Origin of the sequence: Corynebacterium sp. LaCa78 (genome assembly GCF_046717505.1) — a bacterium.
In the GTDB taxonomy this organism is placed as follows: domain Bacteria; phylum Actinomycetota; class Actinomycetes; order Mycobacteriales; family Mycobacteriaceae; genus Corynebacterium.
Map to the genome: position 1 here is coordinate 1,401,051 of NZ_CP177112.1, position 17,552 is coordinate 1,418,602.

14 protein-coding genes are annotated in these 17,552 nt (G+C 57.9%); 6 read left to right on the forward strand and 8 right to left on the reverse strand.

What is annotated here, in order from left to right:
* Window positions 1-23: 23 nt before the first annotated feature.
* Together ACLI1O_RS06730 and aspS are read right to left on the reverse strand one after the other, a co-directional pair.
* A complete protein-coding gene (locus ACLI1O_RS06730) occupies window positions 24-1,238 on the reverse strand; it encodes a phosphotransferase family protein (protein ID WP_005279032.1) in 1,215 nt (404 codons plus the stop codon).
* A 125-nt stretch (window positions 1,239-1,363) separates the two neighbouring features.
* Window positions 1,364-3,190: an aspartate--tRNA ligase gene (gene aspS / locus ACLI1O_RS06735; RefSeq protein WP_023030669.1), complete on the reverse strand. Its 1,827-nt coding sequence runs from the start codon at window positions 3,188-3,190 to the stop codon at window positions 1,364-1,366.
* Between the two features lie 241 nt (window positions 3,191-3,431).
* On the opposite strand from aspS, the gene ACLI1O_RS06740 reads away from it, so the two are divergent.
* The 4 genes from ACLI1O_RS06740 to ACLI1O_RS06755 all read left to right on the forward strand — a co-directional run bounded on the left by ACLI1O_RS06740 (window position 3,432) and on the right by ACLI1O_RS06755 (window position 7,761).
* On the forward strand, window positions 3,432-4,301 hold the full coding sequence (locus ACLI1O_RS06740; protein WP_284771483.1) for a neutral zinc metallopeptidase: 870 nt from the start codon (window positions 3,432-3,434) through the stop codon (window positions 4,299-4,301).
* Between the two features lie 96 nt (window positions 4,302-4,397).
* A complete protein-coding gene (locus ACLI1O_RS06745; protein WP_284771482.1) occupies window positions 4,398-5,510 on the forward strand; it encodes an LLM class flavin-dependent oxidoreductase in 1,113 nt (370 codons plus the stop codon).
* A 3-nt stretch (window positions 5,511-5,513) separates the two neighbouring features.
* A complete protein-coding gene (locus ACLI1O_RS06750; protein ID WP_284771481.1) occupies window positions 5,514-6,182 on the forward strand; it encodes an FMN reductase in 669 nt (222 codons plus the stop codon).
* 169 nt (window positions 6,183-6,351) lie between these two features.
* Window positions 6,352-7,761 carry an L-serine ammonia-lyase gene (locus ACLI1O_RS06755; RefSeq protein WP_284771480.1) on the forward strand — a complete coding sequence of 470 codons (1,410 nt, stop codon included), beginning with the start codon at window positions 6,352-6,354 and terminating at the stop codon, window positions 7,759-7,761.
* A 65-nt stretch (window positions 7,762-7,826) separates the two neighbouring features.
* On the opposite strand, the gene hisS is transcribed toward ACLI1O_RS06755, so the two are convergent.
* The 3 genes from hisS to tpx all read right to left on the reverse strand — a co-directional run bounded on the left by hisS (window position 7,827) and on the right by tpx (window position 10,418).
* A complete protein-coding gene (hisS, locus tag ACLI1O_RS06760) occupies window positions 7,827-9,110 on the reverse strand; it encodes a histidine--tRNA ligase (RefSeq protein WP_239268250.1) in 1,284 nt (427 codons plus the stop codon).
* Between the two features lie 5 nt (window positions 9,111-9,115).
* Entirely contained in the window at window positions 9,116-9,751 is a 636-nt protein-coding gene (locus ACLI1O_RS06765; protein ID WP_239268252.1) for an MBL fold metallo-hydrolase, read from the reverse strand.
* A gap of 169 nt (window positions 9,752-9,920) precedes the next feature.
* Window positions 9,921-10,418 carry a thiol peroxidase gene (tpx, locus tag ACLI1O_RS06770; protein WP_239268254.1) on the reverse strand — a complete coding sequence of 166 codons (498 nt, stop codon included), beginning with the start codon at window positions 10,416-10,418 and terminating at the stop codon, window positions 9,921-9,923.
* A gap of 156 nt (window positions 10,419-10,574) precedes the next feature.
* Between tpx and ACLI1O_RS06775 the strand changes: the two genes are divergently transcribed.
* Together ACLI1O_RS06775 and ACLI1O_RS06780 are read left to right on the forward strand one after the other, a co-directional pair.
* On the forward strand, window positions 10,575-11,459 hold the full coding sequence (locus ACLI1O_RS06775) for a peptidylprolyl isomerase (protein WP_239275217.1): 885 nt from the start codon (window positions 10,575-10,577) through the stop codon (window positions 11,457-11,459).
* A 319-nt stretch (window positions 11,460-11,778) separates the two neighbouring features.
* The gene (locus ACLI1O_RS06780) at window positions 11,779-12,126 is read left to right on the forward strand and encodes a hypothetical protein (protein WP_239268258.1); all 348 of its coding nucleotides are present in this window, start codon (window positions 11,779-11,781) and stop codon (window positions 12,124-12,126) included.
* Window positions 12,127-12,228: 102 nt separating this feature from the next.
* Here ACLI1O_RS06780 and ACLI1O_RS06785 read toward each other — a convergent pair whose 3' ends face one another.
* The 3 genes from ACLI1O_RS06785 to ACLI1O_RS06795 all read right to left on the reverse strand — a co-directional run bounded on the left by ACLI1O_RS06785 (window position 12,229) and on the right by ACLI1O_RS06795 (window position 17,483).
* Window positions 12,229-12,801 (reverse strand): DUF421 domain-containing protein, encoded by a 573-nt coding sequence (locus tag ACLI1O_RS06785; RefSeq protein ID WP_410755690.1) that lies wholly within the window; start codon window positions 12,799-12,801, stop codon window positions 12,229-12,231.
* Between the two features lie 109 nt (window positions 12,802-12,910).
* Complete coding sequence (locus ACLI1O_RS06790) at window positions 12,911-14,995, reverse strand: bifunctional metallophosphatase/5'-nucleotidase (protein WP_239275215.1); 2,085 nt, start codon at window positions 14,993-14,995, stop codon at window positions 12,911-12,913.
* 193 nt (window positions 14,996-15,188) lie between these two features.
* Window positions 15,189-17,483, reverse strand: a complete 2,295-nt coding sequence (locus ACLI1O_RS06795; protein WP_284869392.1) for a RelA/SpoT family protein — start codon at window positions 17,481-17,483, stop codon at window positions 15,189-15,191.
* Between the last annotated feature and the right edge of the window lie 69 nt (window positions 17,484-17,552).

A 17,552-nucleotide genomic window follows, 5' to 3' on the forward strand; every position in this document is an offset into this window, starting at 1 on the left:
AGCTCCCCAGAAAGGTGTAGTGATTATTCGTCGTGGACGCGGCGGGCAACGATGGTGCCAAACTCCGCGATGGACGTGCACGGTGCGGTCCCGCATTGGGCGGCGTAGCGCGCGAGCGCGTCAAAGGTTTCGTACAAATCTTGGCGCACCAATAGCTCGTCCTCATTAAAAGGGCCGCTTTCCGGCGGGCGCAGGATCGAACGCTTTGGGTCATGGACAATCTCCGCGTCACCGCTAGCAAGGGCAACCAGTCCCTCAATTCCGCCAGCGTGCATCGTGGTCACGCTCGACAAGGCCCAGCCAATGAGGGAAGCGACGATAAGCCCGTGCAGTTCGTCTTCGTCGGCAAAGCGCGGCCACACCTCAGATACCTCGCGCGACCATGCGGCGAGGAATATATCTGCTTCCTTATCCGTAATTGGCTTAGAAAACAGGAACTGCGGGAAGCCCGCGATAACGCACGCGACGTCAAAGCCCACGTTCCTAAAACCGGCCCATTCATAGTCCAAGAAGTGCAGGCGCTTGGAGACGATGATGTTATCCGGCGATAAATCGAAGGGAGTAAAGGCCCTATCCTTGCCGGAGGCGAGGGATTCAGCGGCTTGATCGGCTAAACTGCGGAAGCTTTCGGGGGCTTCAAGCCCCGCCTCATCAAGCAGGCTCAGCCCGATGCCGATGGAGCGATACAGGGACTGATCGCGCACAGATTGGTGATCGGCGTATTCCGGGTTATGCCGCAAGGTGCGGTTGAGCAGGGTCTCGAAATCCTGCTCATGATCCGCGGTGCCTACGTGGATATGCCCCAATGCCGTGCCCAAGGAGCGCAGGATCCGAATGCGATCCTCATCGCCGGATTCTAAGAGCACATCCGCAAGGGTCTCGGCCTCCCCCAAATCCGTCAGGACGATGATGCGCCGGTCTAAATCATGCGCAAGCAGCACCGGCCCTGGGCGCACGTCTTCTGCTAAGGCGGTGGTGAATTGATAGGCCACGACCTCGCGCAGCATTGCCGCGTCATCCACGCCGTAGCCGGTGACCGGATTGTATTTGATGACCACAGAGCGATGCGGCAAAAAGGCGCTAGGGGCAACCTTCGCGCGCAGGACTAAAGCATTGCCGGATCCGCCTAGATCCTCAATGTCTGACATTTCCGGCGTGCCACCAAAGCGGCGCGACAACATTTCCGATGCGGCACCAATGACCTCATCGGCCGAAAGCACTGTCTGTGTATCAACCATAGTTCTATCCAGTATGCCCGCCAACACAAAGCGGGGGCTACACCCTCGCCGCACAAGTTTCCGCTGCGGCGAGGACGCGCGCCCCGCTTACCCTAAAAATGGTGTCGTGATAGCGAGCCTAAGAGCTAGTTCTCCTGCTCTGATTTCGCGGCCTTAGCCTCTTCGCCGTTCTTTTTCTTCTCCGGCTTGAAATCCACGCCGGTCTCCTTGCGCTGTGCGGCAGGGATGGGCGCGGGGGCATCGGTAAGCGGATCCACGCCGCCACCGGACTTCGGGAAGGCAATGACGTCGCGGATGGAGTCAAAGCCGCCCAAGAGGGACACGATGCGGTCCCAGCCAAAGGCGATGCCGCCGTGTGGAGGTGCGCCGTAGGAGAAAGCGTCAAGCAAGAAGCCGAACTTTTCTTGTGCTTCCTCATCGCCGATGCCCATGACCTCGAAGACACGCTTTTGCACATCTTCTTGGTGGATACGGATAGAACCGCCGCCGATCTCGTTGCCGTTGCAGACGATGTCATAAGCGTAGGCCGTGGCCTCGCCCGGGTTCTCGTCGAAGGAATCGATCCACTCCGGCTTCGGCGAGGTAAAAGCGTGGTGCACCGCGGTCCACTTGGAGTGGCCCAAGGCCACGTCGCCGGAAGCGGTGGCATCGGCAGAAGGCTCAAAGAGCGGGGCGTCAACGACCCAGGTAAAGGCCCAGTCACCTTCCTTGATGAGGTCGAGCTTCTTGGCGATTTCACCGCGGGCCGCACCCAGCAGCGCGCGGGAAGACTTGGTATCGCCGGCGGCGAAGAAGATGGCGTCACCAGGCTTTGCGCCCACGTGCTCGGCGATGCCCTCGCGCTCCGCGTCGGTGATGTTCTTGGCTACTGGCCCGCCCAAAGTGCCATCTTCTGCAACGGTGATGTAGGCAAGGCCCTTGGCGCCGCGCTGCTTGGCCCAGTCCTGCCATGCATCAAACTGGCGGCGCGGCTGCGAAGCACCGCCGTCCATGACTACGGCGCCGACGTATTCGTTCTGGAAGACGCGGAAGGTAGTGTCCTTGAAGAACTCCGTGCACTCGACGATCTTGATGTCGAAGCGCAGATCCGGCTTATCGGAGCCGTAGTACTTCATGGCATCGGCATAGGTCATGCGCGGGATCGGGGTCTGAATGTCATAGCCGATGAGCTTCCACAGCTCTTTGACAATCTCTTCACCAAGCGCAATGACATCGTCTTGATCCACGAAGGACATCTCCACGTCTAGCTGGGTAAATTCCGGCTGGCGGTCGGCGCGGAAGTCCTCATCGCGGTAGCACCGCGCGATCTGGTAATAGCGCTCCATGCCCGCCACCATCAGCAGCTGCTTGAACAGCTGCGGCGACTGCGGCAGCGCGTACCAGGAGCCCGGCTTCAGGCGGGCAGGGACCAAAAAGTCGCGGGCGCCCTCAGGGGTGGAGCGGGTCAAGGTAGGGGTTTCGATTTCGGCGAAATCGTGCTTATCCAGCACGTTGCGGGCCGCGCGGTTGGCAGCGGAGCGCAGGCGCAGGGCCTTTGCCTGGCGCTCGCGGCGCAGATCCAAGTAGCGGTACTTCAGGCGGGTCTCCTCGCCTACCTCGCCAGAGGCGGAAGGATCATCTACCTGGAAGGGCAGCGCTGCGGATTTGTTGAGCACCTCCAGGTCGGTGACGTTGACCTCGATGTCTCCGGAAGGCAGGTTCGGGTTTTCGGAGCCTTCTGGGCGCGGTTCCACTACGCCGGTTACCTTGACGCAGTATTCCGAACGCAGGTCGTGGGCGCGCTCTGCCACATCGGATTCGCGGAAGACCACCTGGGCAATGCCGGAACGATCGCGCAGGTCAATGAAGATCACGCCGCCGTGGTCACGGCGACGAGACACCCAACCGGTTAGGGTTACGGTCTCTTCTGCCAGTTCTTTGCGGAGCTCACCGGCCAAATGGGTACGCAGCACTATAATTCAATCCCTTCTGAAATGGAGTTACTTGCGGGTCCAGCCACGCGTAAACAGCGCGCGCCCAACCAAGCACAAGACTAGGAACTTGGCCAATTCTACATCCCATCGCCGTTTCTTCTCCTATTAATTCCATTTAAGGCACTAGGCATGGGTGCGAACCGGACGCCGCTGCCAGTACCGCGCATAAATGTGGCCGGTACGCACTGAAGACGCCGAAAAGGTGTGGCACTATTTAGGCATGACGTTTAAATCTGGTGCCGATTTCGATGGCCAGCGCGCAACCTCCGGCGGTGGCGGCGGCCTCGCTTTAGGCGGCGGCATCGGCTCCGTCATGCTCGTCGGGCTCTACCTCTTATTGGGAGGAAACCCCTCCGATATTGGCGCCCTCCTGGGCAATGAGCAGTCCCACTCCGGTGCCGATGATTCTGCCTTCGATCACTGCCAAACGGCAGAAGACGGCAATAAATACGATGACTGCCGGGTCATGTTTACCGCCATGAGCGTGGATAACGTCTGGACCGCCGAGCTGCCCGAGCAAGCCGGCATCGAATACACCAACCCTGGCCGGGTGATTTTTAATGGCTCCACCAATTCCGGTTGCGGCACCGCCTCTTCAGCCACGGGTCCCTTTTATTGCCCCGCCGACCAATCGGCGTATTTCGATACCACCTTTTTCGATTCCCTGAGCAACTACGGCGCGCACAATGCCCCATTCGCGCAGATGTACATCGTCGCCCACGAGTTTGGCCACCACATTCAGCAGCTCGAGGGCACGCTGCAGCTATCTGACTATAACGACCCCGGCGCGGATTCCAATGCGGTAAAGATCGAGCTCCAGGCAGATTGCTACGCAGGTATTTGGGCTTCTCATGCAGATAAGGGCGAGGATGCGCTGCTGGAACCGATTTCCCAGCAGCAGGTCGCTGACGCAGTCACCGCGGCGCAGGCTGTGGGCGACGATAATATCCAGCGGCGTTCCACCGGGCAGGTCCAACCCGATGCGTGGACGCACGGCTCCTCCGAGCAACGCCAGCGGGCTTTCCTTGCTGGTTATAATTCCGGCCGGATGGCTGAGTGCGACACCTTGGGGCGCGGGGTCTACAGCTAATTCCCGTCCCCCTCTTTACTCGTTTGGGAACAATCTCCCCTCCCACGTTGTTGACATGTCACGTACAATGATTATAGGTACGTAGAAAGGGACACCATGCAATTTGGCATTTTCACGGTCGGAGATGTGACCACCGATCCAACGACGGGCGAAACCCCGTCAGAGGCGGAGCGAATCCGCAATATTACGGAAATCGCGCTCAAGGCGGAAGAAGTGGGCCTCGATGTCTTTGCCACAGGCGAGCACCACAACCCGCCCTTCGTCCCCTCCTCCCCGACGACCCACCTGGCCTATATTGCGGCGCAGACTAAGCGCCTGCAGCTTTCTACCTCCACGACGCTAATTACCACCAATGACCCGGTAAAGATCGCGGAAGATTACGCCTTTTTGCAGCACCTTTCCGGCGGCCGTGTGGACCTGATGATGGGACGCGGCAATACCGGCCCCGTCTACCCGTGGTTTGGCAAAGATATCCGCCAAGGCATCCCCTTGGCCGTGGAAAATTACCACTTGCTGCGCCGCCTGTGGCGCGAAAATAGCGTCAACTGGGAGGGCAAATTCCGCACCCCGTTGCAGGCGTTTACCTCTACCCCGGCGCCCCTCGATGGCGTCCCGCCGTTTGTATGGCACGGCTCAATTCGCTCTACACAGATTGCAGAACAAGCGGCCTATTATGGCGACGGGTTCTTCCACAATAATATTTTCTGGAATCAGGAACACACGGCCAAGATGGTCACCATGTACCGGCGCCGCTTCGCCTCCTATGGCCACGGTCAGGCCGACCAAGCCATCGTGGGTCTCGGCGGCCAGGTATTCATTGGCGATACTGAAGAGGAAGCCAAGAAGTTCTTCCGCCCGTACTTCGATAACGCACCCGTGTACGGGCACGGGCCTAGCCTGGAGGAGTTTACTGACTACACCCCGCTGACCGTGGGTACCGCAGAGCAGGTTATTGAGCGCACCCTGAAATTTGCGGACTACGTGGGCGATTACCAACGCCAGCTCTTCCTCATCGATCACGCGGGCCTGCCGCAAGAAGTGGTGCTCAAGCAGATAGAAATTCTTGGCACTCAAGTCGTCCCAGAGCTCCGCCGACGCTTTGAGCAGCGGCGACCAGACCATGTACCCTCAGACCCACCAACGCATGCCACGCTCAAGCAGCACCCAGATTCCCCACACTTTCGCGTAAGCCCTGGAAAGGAGGACTAAACAATGCGATCTTTGGTTGTCCTCACGGCCGGGCTATCGGAGCCATCATCTACCCGGCAATTAGCTGAGACTATTGCAGAAGCCACCGAGGCAAAGATTTCCGCACGCGGTGAAGGCGTGAACACCCACATCATTGAGGTGCGCACCCTTGCTTCTGAATTGGCCACGGCCATGACCAATTGGGCGGCCCCGACGCCCCACTTGGATGAAGCGAAAGAGCTGCTGTCTACGGCCGATGGCTTTATTGCCGTCACGCCCGCGTTCCAAGGAAGCTACTCCGGGCTGTTCAAGATGTTTTTTGATGTTCTGGATTCGCACGCCTTGGAGGAACTGCCTACCATCGTTGCCGCTACGGGCGGTTCACCGCGCCACGCGCTCATCTTGGACTATGCGCTGCGCCCCCTATTGAATTACCTGCACGCCCACGTCGTTCCCACCGGCATTTTCCAGGCAACAGAAGATCTGGGCACCGCCGAGGGCGCGCGCATTCGCAGCCGCATCGAGCGCGCCGCCACCCAGCTTGCAGATCAGATGATCCGCCCAACGGATCGGGTCGCCGGGCTTGCCGATGCCCCTAAGCCCGGACCCCATTCCCGCCCCACTGGGATCGGAGTGGACGAGGAATTTCTGCCTTTCGAGGAAATTTTGTCCCAATACGACGGAAAGCACTAGCGCCGCAATACCTATCGCATATTCTAAAATTGATACATGTCACATATTTCTCTACGCTTGAATTTTAGAAATGTTCCACTTGAATCCCCGCGCCTGAGAAAATCTCTTTTTCATGCTCTTGGACTGATAACTCTCTTGCTACCAAGAAAGGTTTCTTAAGGCTTTCACCATGACTATTAGCGTTACTGACATTTTCGCCATCGGCATTGGTCCCTCCTCCTCACACACGGTTGGGCCGATGCGCGCCGCGAAGCAATTTCTAGAATCCCTCGATACCCATCCCGCCCGCGTCTCCGCGGAGCTGCGCGGTTCGCTTGCCGCCACTGGGCGCGGCCACGCCTCCGACCGCGCCGTCATTCTGGGACTCGCCGGTTGGGAGCCGCTGACCGTTCCCATCGATGCCGAGCCACAAGCCGGCGGCATAATCCCCAGTGAAGGCAACATCTCCGGCCCGTCCGGCTCCGTCGACTACGAAATTGCCTTTGAGAACGAGCCACTGCCCCAGCACCCCAACGGCATGATCTTCAAGGCCTGGGATGCTGATGGCACTATCTTGGCTGAAGACGAGCAGTACTTCTCCGTCGGCGGTGGCTTCATCCTCTCCCGCAAAGAGTTAGACGCGGAGATGGCCGATAGCCACGAGGTACCCGCCGGCGTTGCCGCAGCAACCGTAGAAGATACCGTGCCTTATGAGTTCACCACCGGTGAAGAACTGCTCAACCTCTGCGAGGCCAACGACAAAGATATTTGGGAAATCGTCCTCGCCAATGAGGAAGTACTTCATCAGGACGAGGGCGGCGCGGATTTTGTCCTGCGCCACTTGGACCTCGTATGGGACATCATGCGCGAATGCGTGACCGATGGCATTTCCACCAAGGGCCTCTTGCCCGGTGGTCTCCGAGTGCCGCGGCGTGCCCCCAAGATGTATGCGCAGCTGCTCGAGCAGAAAAATGACCCACACTCTGGATTTTCCGCCATGGAATGGGTCAACCTCTTCGCCTTAGCGGTCAACGAGCAAAACGCTGCGGGCGGCCGCGTTATCACCGCGCCCACCAACGGCGCCTGCGGCATCATTCCCGCAGTCTTGCACTATGCGCGCGATTTCCATGGTGGCTTCTGCCGCGAATCCGCACGCCGCTACCTGCTCACCGCCGGCGCAATCGGCATGATCATCAAACAAAATGCCTCAATTTCCGGCGCCGAGGTGGGCTGCCAGGGAGAAGTCGGCTCCGCCTCGTCCATGTCCGCTGCGGGAATGGCAGCACTCCTTGGTGCAACGCCTGCCCAGGTAGAAAATGCGGCAGAGATCGCCCTTGAACACAACCTCGGCCTTACCTGTGACCCGGTAGGTGGATTAGTGCAGATCCCCTGTATTGAGCGCAACGCCATCGGCGCGGTGAAATCCATTAACGCCGCCCGCATGGCGATGATGGGTGAAGGCACCCACCACGTCACCCTAGATAATGCCGTACAAACCATGGCGGATACGGGCCGCGATATGCTCTCCAAGTACAAGGAGACCTCCCTCGGCGGCTTGGCCAAGACGATGGGCTTTAGCGTTTCCCAGGTGGAGTGCTAATCAGTCAAAAGCACATAAAAGGGCGGCACCGAGTAATTTCGGTGCCCCCTTTTTTGATCCTGCGTTTAGCCTTCTAGATCCTGCCCCAGAATGGCAACCAGCTGCGATAGTTCAACATCGCGCTGTTCGTGGGCGGCCAAGTCCTTCACGGCGACGGTGCCATTGTCTAGTTCTTGGTCTCCCAAGACCAGAGCAAAGCGCGCGCCCGCGCGGTCAGCGCCCTTCATCGCCCCCTTAAGGCCGCGATCACCAAAGGACATGTCCGCGGCGATTCCCGCCTTGCGCAGGTCATTGATGATCCCGGTCATGCGGCGCTTGGCCGCTGCGCCCAAGGCAATGCCGTAGACGTCCACGCGGGAATCACTGCCTTCTAAGGTGATTCCCTCCGCTTCAAGGGCGAGGATGGCGCGGTCGACGCCGAGGCCATAGCCGATGCCCGAGAGATCTTGGCCGCCAAGCTGCGCCATCAACCCGTCGTAGCGGCCACCGCCGCCAATACCGGATTGCGCACCCAGGCCATCGTGGACGAATTCAAAACAGGTCTTGGTGTAGTAGTCCAAGCCGCGCACCATGCGCGGGTTGATTTCGTAGGCAACACCCATATCATCCAGCATGCCGGTTACGGTCTCAAAGTGCTCGCGGCACTCGGCGTTGAGGTAGTCGAGCATCAATGGGGCATCGGCAAGCTGCTCCTGCATGTCTGGGCGCTTATCGTCCAAGACGCGCAAGGGATTGATCTCCGCGCGGCGGCGGGTTTCCTCATCCAAGTCCAGCTTAAACAGGAATTCCTGCAGCTTTTCGCGGTAGGCGGGCCGGCAATTCCGGTCGCCCAAGCTGGTCAATTCCAGGCGGTACCCGGAAAGTCCCAGGGCCCTATAGGAGCGATCCGCCAGGGCGATGACCTCCGCATCCAATGCGGGATCGTCGACGCCAATGGCTTCCACGCCAACCTGCTGAAGCTGGCGGTAGCGCCCTGCCTGCGGGCGCTCATAGCGGAAGAACGGCCCGCTGTAGTTCAGCTTTACCGGCAGCTGACCGCGGTCCAGATTGTGTTGAATGACCGAGCGCATCACACCCGCGGTGCCCTCTGGGCGCAGGGTCACTGAGCGATCGCCGCGATCTGCAAAGGTGTACATCTCCTTGGAGACCACGTCGGTAGATTCGCCCACGCCGCGGGCAAAGAGCGCGGTATCTTCAAAAATGGGCAATTCAATGTGCTGAAAGCCGGAAAGATGCGCCTGTTCCACCATGGTCTGGCGGACCTTATAAAAAGTCGCAGACTCTGGTGGGAAATAGTCTGGCACACCCTTCGGTGCGGACAGTGCCTGGAACCGCTTCTCTTCACTCATGGTCACTAGACTACCCCATGGGATTTTCGCAGGAATGGGTTGGTCGCCCTCTCCTGACGCATGGTCGAGGTTGGGCCGTGGCCGGGAAGAATGTCCAGCTTATCGTCTAAATCCCACACCGGTCCCGCCAATGAGTCCAGCATGGCCTGTGGATTAGAATCCGGCAGATCGACCCGCCCCATTCCCCCGGCAAAAAGTACGTCCCCGGTAAGGGCAAAAGTATCCGAAATGATCAATACGCACCCCGGCGAATGCCCAGGCGCGTGCTGGAGGGTAAATGTATGCCCGATTAGCTCCAGTTCTTCCCCACCGTGGAGTTCGCGGAGATCGGAAATGGGCACCATTCTCGAGGCGTGGAATAACTCCTGTGCCTGGGCGGAAACACCCTCCCCAGAATCCAACATGAACTTATCTGCGGGATGAATATAAACGGGGATATCGAGCTCCTGCGCCAAGTCACCGGCCTCGCGAGTGTGGTCAATGTGCCCGTGCGTGAGCACGATGGCTTCATAGTCATAGTCGTACGCTAGAACCTGCGACGTGGAATCCATGCCTGGATCCACGATGAAAGCGCGCTTTCCCTCCGCCGCGATATAAGTATTGGTGCTAAATGGGCCCGCGGTAAATCCTTGAATCTCCATGCTTTAAGTCTAACGAGACCTGCACCCACAGCGCTCCCGAACGCAGCGCCCCTCTGAACTCAAGGGCCCCGCAAGCATGCAAAAAGCACCCAGCCTTCACCCCCACAGCCACGGTGGGTTATGGGGAAAGGCTGGGTGCTAGATTTAAATATCCTGCCAGCTTAAAGCTTTATTGCAGGGCGGCAAGTGCCTTATCGTAGTCCGGCTCAGTGGTTACCTCTGGCACCAACTCGTTGTAGATGACCTTGTGGTCAGCGTCGGTGACCACAACGGAGCGTGCCAAAAGGCCCTTGAGCGGGGAGCCTTGCAAGGTCACGCCGAACTTCTCGCCAAAATCGGAGCGGAAATCGGAGGCGGTGTCCACGTTTTCAATGCCCTCTGCGGCGCAGAAACGATCCAGTGCAAAAGGTAGGTCGCGGGAGACGGACAAGACAACGGTGTTGTCCAAGCCCGCAGCCTTTTCATTAAAGGTGCGCAACTGCTGCTGGCACACGCCGGTATCGATGGATGGGAAAATCGAGATAACGAGGCGCTTGCCCTCGAAATCCTTTTTGGTGACCTCAGAGAGGTCGGTGCCAACGAGAGTGAATTCTGGGATGGACTCCCCTACTGCGGGAAGTTCACCAGCGGTTTGGGTAGGTTCGTCAGAAAAATTAACTTCAGCCATGGCCCCGAGCGTACTGATACTTTTGCTTCCCCGCTATAGCTCTCCGCTTATTGCTTAAGCCAATCCCCGAGCCAAGTCATCCCCATGGCCGCAAAGCCGCTAAAATCGTCCTAGTTGAGACACGTCACCGATAATCGCTAGAAAGGTTGTCCCACGGTGCCAGATAATAAAAAGCGCGGAGAAGACGCGCTGCACAAGCTCGACCGCGAACTAAAGTCCCGTGACCGCAAACAAAAGACTCGTCCTTTTGGCGTCGCCTTAGCCTCGCTCGTCGTCATCCTCGGCATCGCCGGAGGGATTTACTTCCTCTCCACCCGCGATGACTCTGAGGGCGAAATCCAGGCGGAAGATACCTCGGAAGCACAGACCACGCAGGAAGCACCCAAGGCAGAGCCCTTGAGCGGCAAGCGCGCGGAAGCCCTGCCTGCAACCGTCCAGTGCGAGTACAAGGACAATGGGCAGGATGGCCACGGTGCCAAGAAGCCCGACGGCAAGGATATATCCACCGAGGGCACTGTTACTGTATCCTTCGATACCACCCAGGGCCCGATCGAGATGGACCTAGACCGCGCCACTGCGCCTTGTACTACCCACGCCATTTCGGAACTGGCTGACTCCGGCTTCTACGATGACACCGTCTGCCACCGCATGACCTCCGGTGGCTTGAATGTGCTCCAGTGCGGCGACCCCACCGGTTCCGGTGCCGGCGGCCCGGGCTTCAGCTTTGCTGATGAATACCCCACCGATGAAACTGATGACGAGGACGCGCAGAACCCAGTTGTCTACCCCCGCGGCTCCGTCGCTATGGCCAATAGCGGCCCAGATACCAACGGCTCCCAGTTCTTCCTTAACTACGATGACTCGGAGTTACCTCCTAACTATACCTACTTCGGCACCATCACTGAAGAAGGCCTCAAGACCCTAGACAAGATTGCCGAGGCCGGCGTAGACACCGGTGACCAAGGTAGCAATCCAGGCGGCCAAGAGGATGGCAAGCCTGCAGAAGAGGTAAAGATCAAAAAGGCTACGGTAAAGGCCTAGTCTGCGGCATCGGCGCTTGCCGATGCCTCCCCCATTCCCTCTACATTTGCCTCACCCCAGCACACTGCACGAACTATATCGTGGCGTGGCGCTGGGGAATTTTCATATCCGATGCTTTTCCTTAAATACCCTTCTACCTCGCTTAGCTCCAGAAAGCACATCCTTCCCATTCACACCATCTGCATTAATCACCCCCTCCAAACACCCCCATTCCTTATTGATAATGTTTTTTATTAAAATTAGCTCGGGTAATTCAGACAGCTACGCAGCCGTCTAATATCCAAAAAATTTGAACACCACAAGCTTGACAGGAAACACAATGAAGCTTTTCTCCCGCAAGGCCTTCCTCGCCGGCGCAACCGCCCTATCCGTTACTCTCGCTGGCACCACCGTGGCCACTGCCGCGGAGAATGTGAATACCGTTGCTCAAGGCTCTTCTACTGCCTCCACCAGCACTCCTAGCCAGAACATTGATTCTGATGCAAACAAGAAAAACGACGCCAAGAATACGCAAGCCTTGTCTTCCAAGGACGCGAATCCTGAGTCCGTCAAGGCCTGGATCGAAGTCATTACTGCTGCTGTCGGCGCACTGGGCACTCTCTTCGCGTTCGCCAATAAGTACATCAACATCGATGACCTTCTAAAGAACTTCAAACTTCCTTTCTAGACGTTGATGCCTCTTGAGGGCGATTAACCGCCGTGCTCTTATTTATCTGCACGGCGGTTGTACGAAAAGTAGTCCTGAAGTTCTTCCCCCTCTATCAATTCTTTAAGACTCTTTGGCCTGTTTGATATACCCAGAGCCAACGAGGTCATTAAAGATATCTGGGTCTATGTCCTGACCATTCTTGATGACAGATATGTGCCCGGTGGGCTCTAAAACCATAATCTGAACGTCTTCCATGCGGGCTAAACCAGCCTTTCGCACCGCGGAATACACGTCAGAGCGAGTGATATGGGAAACGGTGAGATTATCGTCAATCATCTCGCCCTGAAAGACGATAAGGACTGGACGCCGATCTAAAAACCGCGTCCATTTCACTACCTTGCGAATGGTCCCGAATGCAGCTTCCAAGGCCATCAGTGTGGTCAGCCCGATAACACCCGCCGCTAGTGTAGGTGGAACACCAATGATCACACGCCCGGCAACAGCACCGAACATAATGATGATGATCGCGTCAGAGGCCGTCATGGAGGTCAATACGCGGGAACCAAAAAGCTTCACCAAGACCATAAAGGCGAGATAGATGCCTAATGTAGACAACATGACAACAGGAACTCGATGTAGCTCGATTCCTAGTTGAAAAGTAGCCTCGCGTAAAAACCGTTCAAAGATATCCACGGCTTTTGAGGTTACTAGGATGCACGACACAGCACAGAAAAATAAGCGCTTTTCCCCCTTTAAGCGAGGAAAAGCGCTTTTCGCGTATCCACAGGATTTGGATCCCTAATTAGATGTGAAAGGTCTTGCGCAGGTCATCAAAGATGGACCGCAGTGGTGCCGGCAGCACCTGGGGGTTCAAACCAATAAAGGCGATTCCTGCCGCTAGTGCCGCCACGATGGCAAGGGCTGCGCCGCCAATAGACGAGCCTTGCGGGAGCTTCGGGGAGTCTTCATCCTCTGAACCATCCTCTTGGGAGCCGGCCTCGTCACCGCCGGCTTCGTCCACTTTCACGGGCAGGATCGCTTGCGTGCCTGCATCGGTGGTGATTTCTAGGTTTTGGGAGCCCGTCAGGCCTTCTGGAACGTTAAGCGTCACTTGCGCACGTCCGCGCTCGCCAAATTGGTCATCGCCTTCCTGCTTGGAATTATCGATATTGGCGGTTGCTTCCTCATCACCAAGCTTCACCGTGACGGTCTTGGCCATGGGCTCTCCCTCGCTGGTGTAATTCAAGCTGGACAGATCGACGGTGATTTCTTTGCCCGGGGCAATGTCACCATCGATGTGGGCGCCAATCTGGCCCTGCCCCTTGCGGACCTCGGACTCACCGGAGGCGATGTAGTCGATCATGGCCTGGGCATCCATGTATCCCACATCGTTCTTGTCCTTGATGGAGCCTGCCTCAAAGTAGCCATCGCCACCCTTTTCGCTGTCGCTGGAGGCGAGGAAGGACGATAGCGCGATGGAATAGTCCTTATCCGCGTCGAGGGGCTCGCCATTGATGGTCACGGACTTGACGCGCTCGCCGTGGGATGCCGTGTGGTCATAGACCACCTGGACGTTATTGGACAGCCCCATGGCTAGACGCGGCCGACTGCTTCCATCTTGCCACTGGTTTTCTAAAGCGGTGATGAAGTCCTTGCCGGAGACCTTCGCGGTAATAACCGAGTTACCAAACGGCTGGACCTCAAAGATGTCCTTGTATGTGACATCGCCGCCCTGTAAATCGGCACGCACACCGCCGGCGTTCATCACGCCAAGATCAATGTCCTCGCCAACCTGCTTGCTCATGGCATAACGTTGCCCGTCAGCGATGAAGTTATTCAGGGTGGACTCGACACCGCGGTTGGAACCTGGCTTTTGCCCCTCATCGGAGCCGCGGAATAAGTCGGTTTCGACTGTGCCAGCGGTCTTCGAGCCTTTTACCTCGGCCTCATCCTGTGCCTTCTTAACGATGCCCGCAATCTCAGCATCCGGCTCTACCTGCGCCGCATCAGTCGCATCGTACTGCTTGAGCTCAATCTTCTTTACCTCGCCCGCGGCCTTGTCGAAGGTAATATCGGCATCGTTAAGCAGCTTGCCGTACTCGTAGCCTTGCGCCCACTGCAGTGGCAGGGCGCCGTCGCGCTCTTGCGTTCCCTGGGTGGTCTGGTGGGTATCGCCTCCAAAGAGGATATCGACGTCTTTGTTGAAGCCTTCTGCGTATTCCTCCGCGTCTTCGTGGAAGAGGGAGACCACGACATCTGCCTCGCCGCTTTCCTTCAAGCGGGTGGCCTCCTTATTCGTTGCCTCGACTGGATCGGTAAAAGTGACGCCCGGAATCTTTGCCGCAGATACCTTGAACTTGGTGTTCTGGGTGACGGTGCCGACGTAGCCGACCTTTACGCCGTCGATTTCTTCCACATGGGAGGCGTCCAAAAGCGGTTTGCCGTCTTTTAACACATTGGCGCCGAGGATGGGATAGTCAGAAGCGGGCTGGATACGGTCCGTTAGGTCCTCAGTGCCCTTGTCGAATTCGTGGTTGCCCACTGCGGTGACCTTCATCCCCATGGCGTTGAGCGCTTCTAGCGTGTACTTGTCATCAGAGATGGCCGAAACGAATGCAGATCCGCCCACGTTATCGCCCGAAGAGGTGAGGTTGAACTCTTGGCCTTCATTGACCTGCTTGATAAGCGATTGCAGGCGAGCCACACCAATCTCATCGCCCGCCTTAGCAGGGTCACTCAGGCCATCTTCCAAGTGGCCGTGCAGGTCAGTGATATTGGTGACCGAGATGGTGGTCGTATCCTCCTGCGCTAGGGCGTGTGTGCCGGAGAGCGCGACGGCGGTGGCGGTAGTAGCGGCCACCAACTGGCCAATGCGGCGGAACTGCATAGTTACTCCTGTGTCGTAGAAAGTATTCAGACAATATATACCGCTTTCTTAACCCATTCGCAGGAAGCATGAAGCCCGTGAAATGGGCTTTTACCTTTCTTCCGCCAAGAGTTCACGCAATCGTCACGTGCGCGTCGCCCGCGCGTTGCTCTGTCGAGCAACCGCACAGGGAGGTAGCCGGGCGGTCAGGCGGTTAGGCAGTCACGCGGTAGACGTCAAAGACGCCTTCGGTATTGCGCAACGTCGTCATCAAGGAACCCAGCTGTTTGGTATCCGATACAGAGAAGGTAAACCGCATCGTGGCAATTTGGTCCTCGCCGCGGTTAGAATTCATCGTCAACACATTGATGTTTTGATCACTTAGAACCCGCGTCAGCTCAGACAGCAGGCCCTGGCGGTCCAACGCCTCAAGCTGCAGAGTTGCGGAAAAGGCGCCGGTAGAAGAGGTGCCAGAGGACCACTCCACCTTCAGCATGCGCTCCGGCTCAGATTTGAGCTTTTCCGCGTTGGCGCAGTCCGCACGGTGCACGGATACTCCCCCGCCACGGGTGACAAAACCAAAAATGGCGTCCCCAGGCACCGGCTGGCAGCACTTCGCAAGCTTAGCCATGACATCGGGGCTTCCCTCCACCAAGATGCCGGTGCCGGAGGCGGAGTCCTTAGTATGCTGCGCGCGGGACTGCTCGAGCTCCGAGAGTGGGGTTCGGGAGGCCAGGGCATCCACGGCATCATCGCGGTCGCCGAACATGGCCACCAATTGGTTGGCCACGTGCTGTGCGGAGACGTGGCCTGCGCCGATGGCCGTGTACAGGGCATCGACATCAGAATAGTGCAGCTGTTCTGCCACCTGCTTCATGGAGCTGGCAGTAAACAGGCGGTGCATCGGCAAGCCGCCGCGCTGCACCTCAGAGGCCAAGGCATCGCGTCCGGCTTCGAGGTGTTCCTCGCGCCTTTCCTTGGCAAACCACTGCCGTACCTTCGCCTTGGCCCGCGGCGAGACCAAGAATTCCTGCCAATCGCGCGATGGGCCGGCGTTGGGATCCTTGGAAGTAAAGATTTCTACCTTGTCGCCGGATTTCAGCGGCGATTCTAGCGCCACCAATTTGCCGTTGACCTTGGCGCCAATGCAGCGGTGGCCGACCTCCGTATGCACGGCGTAGGCAAAATCCACCGGGGTGGAACCCGCCGGCAGATCCACCACATCGCCCTTTGGGGTAAAGGCAAAGATCTGGCGCGCCGTCAGGTCATAGCGCAAGGAATCGAGGAACTCATTGGGATCTGCCGCTTCCTTCTGCCAGTCCAGCAGCTGACGCATCCAGGCCATCTGGTCCACCTCTTCTTGATGCCCAGAATTCTTCCCCTTGGTTTCCTTATAGCGCCAGTGCGCGGCGACGCCGAATTCGGCGTTGTAGTGCATCTCGTGCGTACGGACCTGCACCTCTAGGGTTGCTCCGCCGTCCGCGAGCACCGTGGTGTGCAGAGACTGGTAGACGCCAAAGCGCGGGGAGGAAACATAATCCTTAAAACGCCCAGGCAGAGCCTGGTAAATGGAGTGCACGACGCCAATGGCGGCGTAACAGCTATTGATGTCATCCACCAGTACGCGGATGCCCACCAGGTCAAAAATCTCCGCGAACTCGCGGCCGCGCACGACCATCTTTTGATAGATGGACCAGTAGTGCTTCGGCCGGCCCATTACCTCAGCCTCGATGCCGTTTTCCTTTAAGGCGGCGCTAACTTGGTTGATGATTTCCTTCAAGGCGCGATCGCGCGAGGGCGCACGCTCTGCCACCATGCGGACGATTTCGTCGTACTTTTTGGGATAGAGGATGGCAAAAGACAGATCCTCTAATTCCCATTTCACGCTCGCCATGCCCAGACGGTGGGCCAAGGGGGCGATGACCTCTAGCGTCTGGCGTGCCTTCTTAGCTTGCTTTTCCGGCGGCAAAAAGCGCATGGTGCGCATATTGTGCAGACGGTCGCTGACTTTGATGACCAGCACGCGCGGATCGTTGGCCATGGCGACGATCATCTTCCGGATGGTCTCAGCCTCGGCCGCTGCACCCAAGGCCACCTTGTCCAGTTTGGTCACGCCATCAACGAGCCGGGCGACTTCTGGCCCAAAGTCGCGGGTCAGATCTTCAAGCGTGTAATCGGTATCCTCCACCGTATCGTGCAGGAGCGCTGCAACGATGGTGGTGGTATCCATACCAATTTCCGCGGCAATCGTGGCTACGGCCAGGGGGTGCGTAATATACGGCTCGCCCGACTTGCGGAATACTCCCTCGTGCAACCTTTCTGCGGTGTTATAGGCAGCGTTGAGTAGTTCCGCATCCGCTTTGGGGTGGAATTTCCGGTGAATGGACATGAGGGGATCGAGCGCGGGGTTAATCTTGACCCGCCCGCCGGTCAGTGACCGAGCAAGCCGGGCAGACATGCTCCGCATCCCGTTATTAGCCTGGCGTTTTGCTGACTTATCCGTGGCCATCTCTACCGCCCTTCACAATGCCGCAGCCTGTACTGCTGGCTGCAGCGCCTTTCCAGATCGTGTGATCTA

Bases quoted from the DNA above. Each gene is read 5' to 3' on its own strand.
- ACLI1O_RS06730 (WP_005279032.1), bottom strand. From the start codon at position 1,238: ATGGTTGATACACAGACAGTGCTTTCGGCCGATGAGGTCATTGGTGCC.
- ACLI1O_RS06740 (WP_284771483.1), top strand. From the start codon at position 3,432: ATGACGTTTAAATCTGGTGCCGATTTCGATGGCCAGCGCGCAACCTCC.
- ACLI1O_RS06745 (WP_284771482.1), top strand. From the start codon at position 4,398: ATGCAATTTGGCATTTTCACGGTCGGAGATGTGACCACCGATCCAACG.
- ACLI1O_RS06750 (WP_284771481.1), top strand. From the start codon at position 5,514: ATGCGATCTTTGGTTGTCCTCACGGCCGGGCTATCGGAGCCATCATCT.
- ACLI1O_RS06755 (WP_284771480.1), top strand. From the start codon at position 6,352: ATGACTATTAGCGTTACTGACATTTTCGCCATCGGCATTGGTCCCTCC.
- hisS (WP_239268250.1), bottom strand. From the start codon at position 9,110: ATGAGTGAAGAGAAGCGGTTCCAGGCACTGTCCGCACCGAAGGGTGTG.
- ACLI1O_RS06765 (WP_239268252.1), bottom strand. From the start codon at position 9,751: ATGGAGATTCAAGGATTTACCGCGGGCCCATTTAGCACCAATACTTAT.
- tpx (WP_239268254.1), bottom strand. From the start codon at position 10,418: ATGGCTGAAGTTAATTTTTCTGACGAACCTACCCAAACCGCTGGTGAA.
- ACLI1O_RS06780 (WP_239268258.1), top strand. From the start codon at position 11,779: ATGAAGCTTTTCTCCCGCAAGGCCTTCCTCGCCGGCGCAACCGCCCTA.
- ACLI1O_RS06790 (WP_239275215.1), bottom strand. From the start codon at position 14,995: ATGCAGTTCCGCCGCATTGGCCAGTTGGTGGCCGCTACTACCGCCACC.
- ACLI1O_RS06795 (WP_284869392.1), bottom strand. From the start codon at position 17,483: ATGGCCACGGATAAGTCAGCAAAACGCCAGGCTAATAACGGGATGCGG.